This is a genomic window from Citricoccus muralis (assembly GCF_029637705.1).
Lineage (GTDB): Bacteria > Actinomycetota > Actinomycetes > Actinomycetales > Micrococcaceae > CmP2.
The window spans coordinates 3,021,479-3,033,978 of sequence record NZ_CP121252.1; the positions used below are offsets into that span (position 1 = coordinate 3,021,479).

At 64.3% G+C, this 12,500-nt stretch carries 13 protein-coding genes; 6 read left to right on the forward strand and 7 right to left on the reverse strand.

Translation table 11 applies throughout. The features are described from left to right. Nucleotides 1–16: 16 nt before the first annotated feature. The 4 genes from P8192_RS13900 to P8192_RS13915 are packed head-to-tail and all read right to left on the reverse strand — an operon-like array spanning nt 17 to nt 4,143. Nucleotides 17–796: an SDR family NAD(P)-dependent oxidoreductase gene (locus P8192_RS13900; RefSeq protein WP_278157592.1), complete on the reverse strand. Its 780-nt coding sequence runs from the start codon at nt 794–796 to the stop codon at nt 17–19. Next, entirely contained in the window at nt 793–2,190 is a 1,398-nt protein-coding gene (locus P8192_RS13905; RefSeq protein WP_278157593.1) for an MFS transporter, read from the reverse strand. Before P8192_RS13905 ends, P8192_RS13900 begins: the two co-directional genes overlap by 4 nt. Nucleotides 2,191–2,238: 48 nt before the next feature. Beyond that, complete coding sequence (locus tag P8192_RS13910; RefSeq protein ID WP_278157594.1) at nt 2,239–3,123, reverse strand: polysaccharide deacetylase family protein; 885 nt, start codon at nt 3,121–3,123, stop codon at nt 2,239–2,241. A 9-nt stretch (nt 3,124–3,132) separates the two neighbouring features. Next, nucleotides 3,133–4,143, reverse strand: coding sequence for an asparaginase (locus P8192_RS13915; protein WP_278157595.1), 1,011 nt, complete (start codon nt 4,141–4,143; stop codon nt 3,133–3,135). A gap of 167 nt (nt 4,144–4,310) precedes the next feature. Between P8192_RS13915 and P8192_RS13920 the strand changes: the two genes are divergently transcribed. Beyond that, nucleotides 4,311–5,312: a LacI family DNA-binding transcriptional regulator gene (locus P8192_RS13920; protein WP_278157596.1), complete on the forward strand. Its 1,002-nt coding sequence runs from the start codon at nt 4,311–4,313 to the stop codon at nt 5,310–5,312. A gap of 15 nt (nt 5,313–5,327) precedes the next feature. Here P8192_RS13920 and P8192_RS13925 read toward each other — a convergent pair whose 3' ends face one another. Then, on the reverse strand, nt 5,328–6,215 hold the full coding sequence (locus P8192_RS13925; protein WP_278157597.1) for an IclR family transcriptional regulator: 888 nt from the start codon (nt 6,213–6,215) through the stop codon (nt 5,328–5,330). A gap of 119 nt (nt 6,216–6,334) precedes the next feature. Here P8192_RS13925 and P8192_RS13930 point away from each other — a divergent pair, with 119 nt between their 5' ends. Genes P8192_RS13930 through P8192_RS13940 form a run of 3 tightly spaced genes read left to right on the forward strand, consistent with a single transcriptional unit; the run spans nt 6,335 to nt 9,646 of the window. Continuing rightward, complete coding sequence (locus P8192_RS13930; protein WP_278157598.1) at nt 6,335–7,294, forward strand: PDR/VanB family oxidoreductase; 960 nt, start codon at nt 6,335–6,337, stop codon at nt 7,292–7,294. A gap of 10 nt (nt 7,295–7,304) precedes the next feature. After that, the gene (locus tag P8192_RS13935) at nt 7,305–8,609 is read left to right on the forward strand and encodes a cytochrome P450 (RefSeq protein WP_278157599.1); all 1,305 of its coding nucleotides are present in this window, start codon (nt 7,305–7,307) and stop codon (nt 8,607–8,609) included. 41 nt (nt 8,610–8,650) lie between these two features. Further along, the gene (locus tag P8192_RS13940; RefSeq protein WP_278157600.1) at nt 8,651–9,646 is read left to right on the forward strand and encodes an ABC transporter substrate-binding protein; all 996 of its coding nucleotides are present in this window, start codon (nt 8,651–8,653) and stop codon (nt 9,644–9,646) included. Between the two features lie 61 nt (nt 9,647–9,707). On the opposite strand, the gene P8192_RS13945 is transcribed toward P8192_RS13940, so the two are convergent. Together P8192_RS13945 and arsB are read right to left on the reverse strand one after the other, a co-directional pair. Next, a complete protein-coding gene (locus P8192_RS13945; protein WP_278157601.1) occupies nt 9,708–10,112 on the reverse strand; it encodes an arsenate reductase ArsC in 405 nt (134 codons plus the stop codon). After that, nucleotides 10,109–11,221: an ACR3 family arsenite efflux transporter gene (gene arsB, locus P8192_RS13950; RefSeq protein ID WP_278157602.1), complete on the reverse strand. Its 1,113-nt coding sequence runs from the start codon at nt 11,219–11,221 to the stop codon at nt 10,109–10,111. The genes P8192_RS13945 and arsB overlap by 4 nt, the downstream gene beginning before the upstream one ends. Before the next feature lie 164 nt (nt 11,222–11,385). On the opposite strand from arsB, the gene P8192_RS13955 reads away from it, so the two are divergent. Further along, the gene (locus P8192_RS13955; protein ID WP_278157603.1) at nt 11,386–11,787 is read left to right on the forward strand and encodes an ArsR/SmtB family transcription factor; all 402 of its coding nucleotides are present in this window, start codon (nt 11,386–11,388) and stop codon (nt 11,785–11,787) included. Nucleotides 11,788–11,791: 4 nt separating this feature from the next. Next, nucleotides 11,792–12,421 carry a TIGR00730 family Rossman fold protein gene (locus P8192_RS13960; protein ID WP_278157604.1) on the forward strand — a complete coding sequence of 210 codons (630 nt, stop codon included), beginning with the start codon at nt 11,792–11,794 and terminating at the stop codon, nt 12,419–12,421. Nucleotides 12,422–12,500: the final 79 nt, after the last annotated feature.

Consider the following 12,500-nt stretch of genomic DNA (forward strand, 5'->3'; position numbering starts at 1 on the left):
CGGTCGCCGCGGGAGCTCAGCTCGGCCAGCGGATGGTGAGTCCGCCGTCGACGATCAGTTGCTGGCCGGTGACATATGTGGAGTCATCGCTGGTCAAGAAGCGGATGGTGCGAGCGCATTCGTCCACGGTGCCCACGCGGCCCCAGGGGATGATGTCACCGGCGGCGTCGAGCCCGTCCTTGCCCAGCGAGTTCTTCTCGTCCAGGGACTGCGGGCTTTCGATGAGTCCGGGGATGACCGCGTTGACACGGATGCCGCGCGGCGCCAACTCCACCGCCAGGGACCGGCACAGACCGAGCACCCCGGATTTCGCCGCGGCGTAGTGGGCGTGTTCTTCCCAGCCGTAGACGCCGCCGGCGATCGAGGAGGTAGCCACCATGGCCCCGCCGTCGTGCATCTCGGCCGCAGCGGCGCGGAAGACACGGAACACCCCGTTCAGATCGACGTCGAGCATGTCGTTCCAAGCGGCGTCGGTCATCTCGTGCAGGGCGTTGCGACGCAGGATTCCCGCGGCCGCGACCGCAATGTCCAGGCGACCGAATTCCCGCACGGCTGTCGCCGCCATCTCGGCACAGTCCGCTTCGGAGCGGACGTCCGCCGGCACGGCCACGCAGCGACCTCCGGCCTGTTCCACGGCGTCGATCGTGGCTTGGACGTCGTGTTCGTCACCGGGGAAGTAGTTGACCACGCTGTGGGCGCCGGCGCGGGCGTAGGCGATGGCGAGTGCCTGGCCGATCCCGCTGGCGCCACCCGAGATCAGGGCAACCTTGCCGCCCAGTCCGTCGTCGCGTGTCATCGGGTGTGCTCCTTCGTTGAGTGTTCGGGGGTGGGAGGGGTGTCGACCACGGTCAGGGCAGCCGCAGATTCGTCGGTAGCGGTTTGGTCGATGCGTCGCGTGCCCATCATGCACAGGGCCGCCAGCAGCAGTCCGATGGTGCCGGAGCACAGGGCGGCCCAGGTCATCTCGAGTCCGAGGAAGAGCAACAGGCTGAGCAGCCCGGATCCGACGATGCCACCCAGCGGGGCCATCACGTGGGCCACATTGGTGCCCATGCCACGCACATGGGCCGGGAACGATTCGCCCATGTAGTAGAGCAGCGCGGCGAAGGGTCCGGTGAGGAAGAACAGGGTCAGGCCGTAAAGGGCCATCACGAACCAGGTCGAGCCAGGCACCAGCAGCATGATCAGCGACGACGCCGCTCCGGCAAGCCAGCCCAGCACCACGGTTTTCTGGCGCCCGATCGCATCACCGAGCCAGCCGTGGAAGAGGTAGCCGACGAAGCCGACGGCGTTGGCGCCCACCAGGATGACGAGTGCGTTTTCGAAGCTGACACCCTTGGCCTCAACGAGCACCGTAGTGCCGAGCACCGAGAAGACCTGGATGCCGATCCAGCTGAAGAGCCATGCCGCCGCCAACAGCGTGGTGTGCCGCCACAGATCACGGGTGAAGACGTCCTTCACGCCGGTGCGTGCGTGTGATTCTGCCTCCAGACCGTGCTGGTCCAGCAGTCGCTGGGCACCGTCGTCGTCGCCCACCTCCTTGCGGCGTCGCGCCTCCTTCATGGCGGCGAACACCGGGGATTCAGGCAAGCGAGTGGCCCAGAGTGCTACGCACAACGCCAGCAGCCCGGCCACGGCGAAGCTCCAACGCCAACCGATCACGGGCAGCAGCAGGGCCGACATGCCGGCAGCCACCAGGGCACCGATCGGGTAGCCGGCTTGGACCACGGAGTAGAAGAGGCCCTTGTTCTTCACCTTGCGGTAGATCTCGGAGAGGTAGACCGCGTTGACGACTTCCTCGGACAGCGAGAGCCCGGTGATCGAGCGGATGATGATCATGGTGACCGCACCGGTGGCCATACCGGTGAATCCGGAGGCCAGGGCCCCACCGAGCATCAGGATCACCAGGGCATTGCGGCGTCCCAGCCGGTCGATGATGGAGCCTACGACCAACGAGACGATAAAGACACCTACGTGGGCCAGCGTATTGATGCTGGTGGACTGGGCGGTGGACCAGCCGAAGTCCTCGGCGATGACGGGCAGCAGGGTGCCGAATAGCGTGAAGTCGTACACGGAGACGACCCAGGCGACGAAACAGACCAGGGAGACTTTCCGAATCAGTTTCGGCGTCATCTCCACATCCCACGGGGCAGGTGCCGTGGACACAGGTGTGGTGCTGGAGGTGGTCATGGTGGCTCTTTTCGGTGAGCTTTCGGGGGAGTCAGGCTTCTCGAGTGACTACTGGGCGCGAGGGAAACGCTGTGCGAAATCGGCGGCAACGTCCTTCATGAAGGCGAATTCGACGCCGTCGTGGGAGGCGATGTGGTCGAAGAGGCGCTCCAGCATCAGCAGGTTCTGCGGGCGGCCCGACACATCGGGGTGAATGGTGATGGGGAAGACGGCGTAATCCATCTCGCGGTAGACCCAGTCGAACTGGTCGCGCCACAGGTCCTCGATGTCGCGCGGTGAGACGAAACCGTGCGAGTTGGCCGAGGACTTGATGAACATCATCGGGGGAAGGTCGTCGAGGTACCAGGAGGCCGGGATCTCGATCAGGTCTGTTTCCTGGCCACGGACCAGCGGCTTCATCCACTCGTGGGCGGAGGCGGCGTCGTAGTTGATCTTGGTCCACTCGTCGCCGACGCGCACGTAGTACGGGGTGTGGTCGTCGTGCATCAGCGAGTGGTCGTAGAGGAAGCCGCGCTCGGCGAGCAGTTCGTTGGTGACGGTGGAGAACTCCCACCAGGGGGCCACGTAACCCACGGGCTTGGTACCGGTACGGGTGGTGATGAGATCGGTGCAGTAATCGAGGATCTCCTCTTCCTGCGTGCGCGTCATGGCCAGCGGGTTCTCGTGCGAGTAGCCGTGCACGCCGATCTCGTGGCCCGCGGCAACCACCTGGTCGAACTGTTCCGGGAAGGTTTCGATGGAGTGGCCGGGCCAGAACCAGGTCACCGGCATCTCGCGGCGCTGACCTAGCTGTAGCAAACGGGGGACGCCGACTTCACCAGCGAACAGGCCCCGGGAAATATCGCCGGGAGAGTCCTCGCCGCCGTAAGAACCGAGCCATCCGCCGACAGCGTCGACGTCAATGCCCACGGAAACATAGATCTTCTTCGTCATGGTGACTCCTTACTCAGATGGGTGTTGCGGGGTGCATGATGGTTTGAGGTCAGTGGCATCGGCCGCAAAAGCCGCGGCCACATCTGGTTCGCGGACGCCGTGGGACAGCAACAGCGCCATGAGCATGCGGGCTTGGAAGGGGTGCAGTGCACCGGTGGGGATCGCTCCGGCGGCCACCAGATCCACTCCCCCGCCGTTGCCATAGATTGGAACCACGGGGCCGTAGGGCACACGGGTGGAGAGAGCGACGACGACGCCGGCAGCGCGGGCACGCTGCACCGCCTCGACGTAGCCTGCGCCCGCATTGCCCGAGCCCGTGCCGGCCAGCACGATGCCCTGGGTACTGCGCTCCACCAGCAGATCGAGCAGCTCCGGGTCGGAACCGGGATAGATCGGAACGATGTCGACCCGGGTGGTGTCGAATTCTGCACTCGGGCGCCCTAGGGTTGCTCGACGCACGGGGTCGGCGACTGGCGAGAGCCGGCCGGAGTGCACGCGTCCCAGCAGCGCACCGCCTGCAAAGGGAGCGCTGGCCAGGGTGTGCATTTTCGCGGTCTGTGTGGCTGCGCGTATCTCGCCGTCGAAGCAGATCACGGCACCCCAGTTCTGGGTACGTGGATCGGCCGCTGTGTGCACGGCATCGGCCAAATTCCGTGGACCGTCGGTATCGGTGGCATCGGCGGAGCGCTGGGCGCCGGTGAACACAACCGGCACGCGCTCGGCGAGCACCAGGTCAACCAGAAATGCGGTCTCCTCCATGGTGTCGGTGCCGTGGGTGACGACGATGCCGTCGTGCTCAGGCCGAGCGGCTTCGTCGAGTACCGACTCGGCGATCAGCCGGATGTCACGCAAGGTCAGCCGATAGCTGCCGGTGGTCATCACATCGCGGGAGCGCACGGTCACCTCGGGATCCACACCGTCGAGCAGGTTCTCGACCGGCTCGGACGCCACGGCGCCGTGCCCGTCGACTGCACGGGAGGCGATGGTTCCGCCCGTTCCCAGAATTTTGACCGTGGTCACGTTGTGTCGCCCTGCTTTCTGTGGCTGTTGAACCTATGGGCACACGCTTACCCAATCGAATGCCGCAAACGTTTGCGTAGCGTGTGCAATGATGACATTAGCTCACGAGTATGTGAGGCGCAACACAAAAGTTTTCGAACGTGTTTCGAGCGTGTAAAGGTTTCAGTGTGAACAGTCGGTCCTCCGTCACCCTCAAAGCTCTCGCCGAAGAGCTGGGCCTCAACGCCTCCACCGTGTCTCGGGTACTCAACAACCCGGATGCCACTGATGGGCGCTGGGCCTCACCGGAGACCGCTCAACGCATTTTGGATTTGGCCCGCGAGCGCGGATACTCGAAAAATCCGTACGCCGCCTCGCTGCGCACCGCGAAGTCGCGGATGATCGGCGTCGTGGTCCCGCGCCTACAGGACTTCGTGCTGGCGACCATCTATGAGGGCATCGACGAGGCTGCCACCGAGCAGGACTACTTCACCGTGGTGGCCAACTCCCTGGACCACCAGGAGGCGCATCGGGCCAAGGTGGAGAAACTCTTGGACCGGCGTGTGGACGGGCTCATTCTCGGCGACGCGCTCTTCGAGGACCCTTACCTGGATGAGCTGAAGGACCGCGGCATCCCGTTCGTGTTGGTCAACCGACGCTCCACCGGACATCTTTCGGTGACCTGCAATGACTACGAGGGCGGGCGCCTCGCCGCCCAGCACTTTCTGGCCAGCGGGCGCACCAGTTTCGGCGTGATCGCCGGCGACCTGCGCGCCTCCACTGCGCGCGACCGCCTCGCCGGATTCCGCGCGGCCCTTGAAGAAGCCGGACACACCCTGCCGGAAGATCGAGTGATTCCGGGCGGGTTCGACGCCGACGCCGGACGTGCCGCGGCCGAAGAACTCATCCAGCGCGGGCCCCTGCCGGAAGCCGTATTTTCCGCCAACGACTTCTCCGCCATTGGTGCCATCGGAATTTTTACCCAGCACGGCGTGCGCGTGCCCGAGGACCTGGCCCTCATCGGGTTCAACGACACTCCCCTGGCTTCGGCGGTACACCTGACGACGGTCCGTTCCCCCATGCATGAGATGGGCCGCACCGGGTTCCAGGCCCTGATCGATCTCCTCGCCGGCCGCGACGTCGCCGCCCAGCAGCTGGCCCCCGAAATGGTCATCCGCGCCAGCGCGTGATGGCCACGAGTAGCCCTAGTGCCCCGGGGCGCCCCGCTCCGAGATAGTTCCCGTTTCCTCATCGAAGTACTGCATCGACGAGGCCGAAGAATTGATCAGCACACGAAATTTTGCGCCAGGCAATGCATGTGGATGCCGAGGATCAACATACGCTCTACGCAACTGTTTGGTGATCGCTGCAGCAGCCGAGCGTAGCAACTCCACGTCCCGAGATTTCACCGGATCAGCTGACGGGACCACCACTCCCAAGCCGGCTACCACCGCGCCGTCAGGTCCATAAATGGGCGCCGCCATGCCTCGCGCGAGCGGATGAACAAAGCCGTTGGCGATCGCCACACCTCGACATCGCACCTCGTCCAGCACGCTTTGCAGCTCCGCCACGGTGCGAGGGGTGGCATCCGTGTAATGCCGAATCCCGGAATCGACGAGTTCTTGCAGGAATTCCGTTGACTTGTTCAAGAGCAAGACATGCCCGATGGCAGAGGCCCCCAGGCTGATCCGTCCGCCCACGACGGTGGCGTTGACCACCGCGTCATGCCGCGAGAGTCGGTCGAGATACACCACGTCATATCCACCATCCACCCCCAGCTGCGTATGCTGCCGAATCTGGTCCTGCACCAGGCGCATCAGGGGCGCAGCGATTTCCCGCAACCCCAAGGCTCGTGGTGTCCGCGCGGCCAGCTCCCACAGGCGCAACCCCAATTGATACGAACGATCCGGCAACCGTTCAAGCAGGCCTTCGTACTCCAACTCGGCCACCAGTCGATGCGCCGTGGAGATCGGGAGCTCTGACCTCCTCGCGATGTCTGACAACGTCAAAAAAGCAGTGCCCACCGCAAAGGCATCAAGAATGCGCAGATGCCGCCCCAAGGCAGACACCGGCCCTTCGCGTCGTTGCGGCACATTCTCCTCATTTCCGGTGACTGGAAACCTTGCATCACCATCTTACGTGATGCATGTCACAGTGGGCTGGCGACGCGTCAGCGTCATTCACCACCACTTCGGCGGATCGGAGGAGTCCATTGCACGACAGCATCTATCAACACGGCGATGATCTCGTCATCACTCAGCGCACTCCGGTGTCTGACAGTGTCGTCGAGCTCACTCTGCAGCGCGGAAATGGCGGCCGACTCCCAGACTGGGCCCCTGGTGCTCATATTGATCTCATTCTGCCAAGCGGCCGCGTACGGCAGTATTCCCTGTGCGGTGACCGCTGGCAGGCACACCAGTACCGAGTGGCCGTACAGCGAGATCCTCGCGGTTCCGGAGGCTCACAGGAGATCCACGACCAGCTCAGGGTCGGCGACCGGGTTCGCTTCGGCGGGCCCCGCAACAACTTCCGGCTGGCCCCGGCCACTGAGTATCGCTTCATTGCCGGCGGAATCGGCATCACCCCGCTGCTACCGATGATTCAGCAGGCAGAGCATCTGAACATCCTCTGGCGTCTGCTCTACCTCGGCCGCGATCAGCGACGCATGGCCTACCGTCAACTGGCCTCTCGTTATTCGAACCAGGTCACGGTGCACACCTCAGGCCATGGCCACCGTGCCTCCGTGAAGCAGTGGCTGGGCACACCAGACCCGCACACCCTCGTGTACGCCTGCGGGCCGGAGCACTTGCTGGACGCTCTACCGGATGAATGTGCTGTCTTGCCGCCGTCACAGTTGCGCCTCGAGCGATTCAGCAGCCCCCTGGCAGATGTGCCGGTCAGCCGGGAGTCCTTCGACATCGTGCTGTCGCGCAGCGGTCGCCGCATCACCGCAAAGAGCTCCGACTCCGTCGTGAATGTGCTCTCGGACGCGGGCATCGACGTCATCACGTCGTGCTCCCGTGGTGTCTGCGGCACCTGCGAGGTGGGCGTCATCGAGGGGCGTGTCGATCATCGCGACGCGCTGCTCGACGACGACGAACGATCCCGCAACGACTGCATGTTTCCGTGCGTATCCCGGTCCCTGTCTGACTCTCTTGTCCTCGATCTCTGAAAGGATTCCCATGACGTCGCTCGCCGCCTCTCGCTGCCCGTTCTCGGGAGCCACTGGTGCTCCATCATCATCCGCGGATGGTCCCGCTACTCATGAAGCACCTCGGATCGCATCGACGGCAGCCGTCGTGGACGTTGATCCCTTCGACGAGGCTGTCCTCGCCAACCCCCACCCGATGCACGAGCAGCTGCGTGAAGCCGGCCGTGATCTCGTGTATCTCCCCCAGTACGACACCTACGCGGTGGCCCGCTACGAGGTGGTCCGCGAAACCCTGGAGAATTGGCAGGATTTCGCCAGCGGTGCTGGCGTGGGCCTGAGTAACTTCAACCGGGAGGAACCCTGGCGCGCACCATCTCTGCTGCTGGAAGCAGATCCGCCGCGCCACGATGCACCGCGGGCCGCACTGGAGAAGATCCTCGGTCCTCGGCGGTTGCGCCATTATGAGTCGGGTTGGATGGACACGGCTCACCGGCTCGTGGACTCGCTGCTGGGTCAGGGAATCGGTAGCACCCGGGAGCTGGATGCTGTTACCGCCATCTCGGAGGTGTATCCGCTGCAGGTCTTCCCCGATGCGGTGGGCCTGACGCAAGGCGGGCTCGAGAATCTGCTCCCTTACGGCAACTTCGCATTCAACGCCTTCGGTCCACGCAACCGCCTCGTCACCGACGAGATGGAGTCCATCAAGCCGGTCATGGCCTGGGTTGCCCAACAATGCCCGCGCGAGGCATTGTCAGCGGAAGGCTTCGGTGCCGACATTTGGGCACGGACGGATCATCGCGATCTCACCGAGGAGCAGGCCCCGATGATCGTCCGGTCCCTGCTAACTGCAGGCGTCGACACTACGGTGTACGGAATCTCCGCGGTGCTGTATCACCTGGCGTCGAACCCGGAGCAGTATCAGCGCCTCCGCAACGATCCGAGTCTGGTTCGCCGGGCTTTTGAGGAGGCGCTCCGCTTAGAGTCCCCGGTCCAGACCTTCTTCCGGACCACCACCCGCGAGGTGAGTATCGGCGGCACCACGCTTCCCACCGACCAGAAGGTCTTGATGTTTTTGGGGGCCGCCAATCGTGATCCGCGGCGCTGGGAGAATCCAGACGCTTTCGACCTAGACCGGAACCCCTCCGGTCATGTGGCCTTCGGCAGCGGCATTCATCAGTGCGCCGGCCAGCATGTGGCGCGGCTAGAAGCCGCCTGCATTCTTATCGCCCTGCTGGAGCGAGTCGAGCATCTCGAGTTCGCCGCCGCACCGGAGCGCAAGATCAACAACACCCTACTGGGATGGGCCTCGCTGCCCCTGCGCCTGCACACCACCTGACCATTAACGCACGTCATCACCACCATCTGAGGGAGAACACCATGTCCACGACCACCACACCCCGTCCGCGCCGCCTCTGGGGAGTCATCGGTCTCGTCTGCGCGGCCTTGGTTGCCACCGGATGCGGCTCCGCCTCGTCTGCACAGGAGCCCCCGGCCACGGAAGGCTCCGCCGCTGGTGGCGACGGCTTCGATGTGACCATCGGCTATTTTCCGCTGGTGCATACCGCAAGCATCGTGCACGCGGAGCAGGCTGGATACCTCGCCGACGGCGGGATTGATGCGGAACTCACCCAAACCGAAGGTGGTGCCGCTGCTATCCCTGCCCTGATTTCCGGCGACGTCGACATCCTCTACAGCAACTACACCTCAGTACTTCTGGCGGCCGAGCGCGGTCTGCCCGTGGTGATGATCTCTGGTAACGATATTGCCGCCGACGATCACGGCATCTTCGTCCCCGAAGATTCCCCCGTCGAGAGCCTGGAAGACCTGGAAGGGAAGAGTTTCGCCGTCAACAATCTTCAGAACATCGGCACCGTCGCGCTCTACGCACAGCTCGAGGAACTGGGACTGACCCGCGACGCGGTGGATCTGGTCGAGATGCCGAATCCCGACATGGCCGCTGCCGCCACGAATGGGAACGTCGATGCGATCTGGCAGGTCGAACCCTTCCAGACCCTCGCTCGTCAGGCTGGCCTGAAGCGCATTGCTGACATGTTCGCTGGCCCCGCCCAGGACATGCCCGTCGGCGGCTGGGTCACCACCCGCGAGTTCGCGGAGAACAATCCGGAAGTGATCGCAGCCTTTCAGGAGGCCCTGCGCCAGTCCACCGAAGACCTGACGGACAACCGCGAACTGCATCTGGAGCTGGTCCCTGAATACACGCAGATCAGCGCCGACGTCGCGGAGGAGCTGGCGCTGCCCGACTACGATGCGGAGCTGAAAGTCGACGCCCTGCAGTCCGGAGCGGATCTGATGGTGGAATACGGGATCATCTCAGAGGAGTTGGACGTGGCCAGCCTGACCGTCGCCCCGTGAATGGCAACCGCGCCAGCGCGTGAAACGTGAACGCTGGCAGGTGCTCCGGAAGGTTCGTTGGTCACGTCAGCTCAGCGATGAGCGCACGGACTCTGCTCTCGATGTCGTCGCGGATGGGGCGCACCGCCTCGATCCCACGCCCTGCGGGGTCATCCAGTTGCCAGTCGTCGTAGCGTTTGCCGGGGTAGATCGGGCAGGTATCGCCGCACCCCATGGTGATGACGACGTCGGCAGCTCGCACAGCATCGGCGGTCAGCAGCTTCGGGTGTTCGTCCGTGATGTCGATGCCCACCTCGTTCATCGCCTCGACCACGGCTGGATTGAGCCGGTCGGCGGGTTCGGAGCCGGCAGAACGAACGTCGACCCGCCCGGCCGCCAGCCGGGTGAGGTAGGCGGCGGCCATTTGGGATCGTCCGGCGTTGTGTACGCGGACGAACAACACCATCGGGGGCTGTGAGGTGGTCATGATGCCTCGGTTTCTTCTGGGTAGGGGTTGACGTGGAACCACCGGTGGGCTGTCCAGAGGGAGACGTAGATGAGGCCGACGAGGACGGGAACTTCGATCAGCGGCCCGACAACCCCGGCCAAGGCCTGTCCGCTGGTGGCTCCGAACGTGCCGATGGCGACAGCGATGGCAAGCTCGAAGTTGTTGCCTGCTGCGGTGAACGCCAACGTGGTCGAGCGCGCATAGCCCAGGCCGAGAACCTTGCCGAGCAAAAGGCCAACGAACCACATGATGCCGAAGTAGATCAGCAGCGGAAGGGCAATGCGTGCAACGTCGAGTGGGCTGGACAAGATGGCTTCGCCCTGGAGGGCAAACAGCAGCACGATGGTGAACAGCAGACCGTAGAGCGCCCACGGCCCGATCTTCGGAACGAAACGCTCTTCGTACCAGTCGCGACCCTTGCGCTTCTCACCGATCCACCGGGTGGCAAACCCGGCGATGAGCGGCACTCCCAGGAAGACGAGCACATTGAGGGCAATCTGCCATACCGAGACGTCCAGTCCCTGGGTATCGAGGCCGAGCCAGCCAGGAAGCACCGTGAGGTAGAACCAGCCGAGGAATGAGAACGCGATGACTTGGAAGATCGAGTTGATCGCGACCAGCACGGCGGCGGCTTCTCGATCGCCGCAGGCCAGGTCATTCCAGATCACCACCATCGCGATACACCGCGCGAGGCCCACGATGATGAGCCCGGTGCGGTACTCGGGCAGGTCGGCCAGGAACACCCAGGCGAGGGCGAACATGACCGCCGGTCCGACGAGCCAGTTCAACACGAGCGAGGACACGAGGAGGGGCTTGTCACCGGTGACGGCCGCGATCTTGTCATAACGGACTTTCGCCAGCACCGGATACATCATCACCAGCAGACCCAGTCCGATCGGCGCCGAAACACCGGCAACTTCCATTCGCGCGAGCTGGTCGGCCAGGGCTGGAATGAAGCGGCCAAGGAGAAGGCCAGCGATCATCGCCAGCCCGATCCAGAGTGGCAGCCACTGATCCAGGGTTGACAACCGTCGCCTCGTCGTAGCCGCAGGCACTGGGGTCTTCGTGGTATTCAGGGGTGTCGTCATATCGGAAACGCAGGGATTAGTGGGCGGGTTTGGTAGCGCGGACCTGCTCGAGCAGCTCAATGCTTGCACTCATCGTCGTGCTCCTTCGTCCTTGGATGGCCAACCATGTATCGATATTCTTCGATACATCGATACTTGTCAATACGTGGCCTAGAATCAGACGCATGACGACATCACTGCCCTTGATCTCCGCTGGTGCGGGTGAGTGTTGCACTCCGGTCACCGGCGGAGTACTCGCGGTCGAAGACGCCCAGCAGTTGGCTCGGATGTTCAAGGCCCTGGCCGATCCGACACGCGTCCGGCTGCTGTCCATGATCGCGGCGCAGTCCGGCGGGGAAGCCTGTGTGTGCGACCTGACCGAACCGGTCGGCCTGTCGCAGCCCACGGTTTCCCACCACATGAAACAGCTCGTCGATGCCGGCCTGGCCACCCGTGAGCAGCGCGGCAGATGGGCTTACTACGCCATCGTGCCCGAAGCGCTGTCCATGCTGAGCAACGCGCTCGCGCCGCACACCGTCCCTGTCGCGGCGGCAACGAGAATCGACGGCCGGGCTCGGGCAGAATAAGAGAATGACTTCACTGCGCATTGCCTTGTTCACCGGTGCCGCCGTCGGGGATGACCCGCGCTGGGTGGACGACGTCACAGTCGTCACCCGGACACTGGCCGAGGCCGGCCACGCGGTGGTCTACGGTGGCGGTCGCTCCGGACTGATGGGCGTCGTCGCCGATACGGCTCTTCAGGCCGGCGCCGAGGTGTTCGGGGTGATCCCGCAGAATCTGGTGGATGCCGAGCTGGCACACCCGGGGCTGACGGACCTGGCCGTGGTGCCGGATATGGGCGCCCGCAAAGCGCAGATGACACTGCTCTCGGACGCAATGGTCGCACTACCCGGCGGCGCTGGCACTCTCGAGGAGTTTTTCGACGTCTGGGTGGGGCAGGTGCTCGGCAACCACCGCAAACCGGTCGCTCTGTACTCCCCCGCCGAATTCTGGGATCCGCTGATCGCTGCGCTCGACGACCTCGTGGCCAAGGGATTCATGAAGCCCGAGGCCCGGGCGGGACTCATCGTGGCGAGCGCCCCGGAGGAGCTGCTGGAAGGGCTGGCCCACTGGGCGCCGCCGGCGCCGCGCTGGGCCGACCGAACGGGCCAGCGCAGCGACAGCGTGACCGAGCCGATGCGCCAGTCGGCGTCGTCGTAGCGTAGAATGGAAAGTACCCATCGACCTGGACCTTCCTCGTTGATGCCGGTCAGCACCACTCTTTTCAGCACCATCCCGG

Bases quoted from the DNA above. Each gene is read 5' to 3' on its own strand.
- P8192_RS13900 (WP_278157592.1), bottom strand. From the start codon at position 796: ATGACACGCGACGACGGACTGGGCGGCAAGGTTGCCCTGATCTCGGGT.
- P8192_RS13905 (WP_278157593.1), bottom strand. From the start codon at position 2,190: ATGACCACCTCCAGCACCACACCTGTGTCCACGGCACCTGCCCCGTGG.
- P8192_RS13910 (WP_278157594.1), bottom strand. From the start codon at position 3,123: ATGACGAAGAAGATCTATGTTTCCGTGGGCATTGACGTCGACGCTGTC.
- P8192_RS13935 (WP_278157599.1), top strand. From the start codon at position 7,305: ATGACGTCGCTCGCCGCCTCTCGCTGCCCGTTCTCGGGAGCCACTGGT.
- P8192_RS13940 (WP_278157600.1), top strand. From the start codon at position 8,651: ATGTCCACGACCACCACACCCCGTCCGCGCCGCCTCTGGGGAGTCATC.
- P8192_RS13945 (WP_278157601.1), bottom strand. From the start codon at position 10,112: ATGACCACCTCACAGCCCCCGATGGTGTTGTTCGTCCGCGTACACAAC.
- arsB (WP_278157602.1), bottom strand. From the start codon at position 11,221: ATGACGACACCCCTGAATACCACGAAGACCCCAGTGCCTGCGGCTACG.
- P8192_RS13955 (WP_278157603.1), top strand. From the start codon at position 11,386: ATGACGACATCACTGCCCTTGATCTCCGCTGGTGCGGGTGAGTGTTGC.
- P8192_RS13960 (WP_278157604.1), top strand. From the start codon at position 11,792: ATGACTTCACTGCGCATTGCCTTGTTCACCGGTGCCGCCGTCGGGGAT.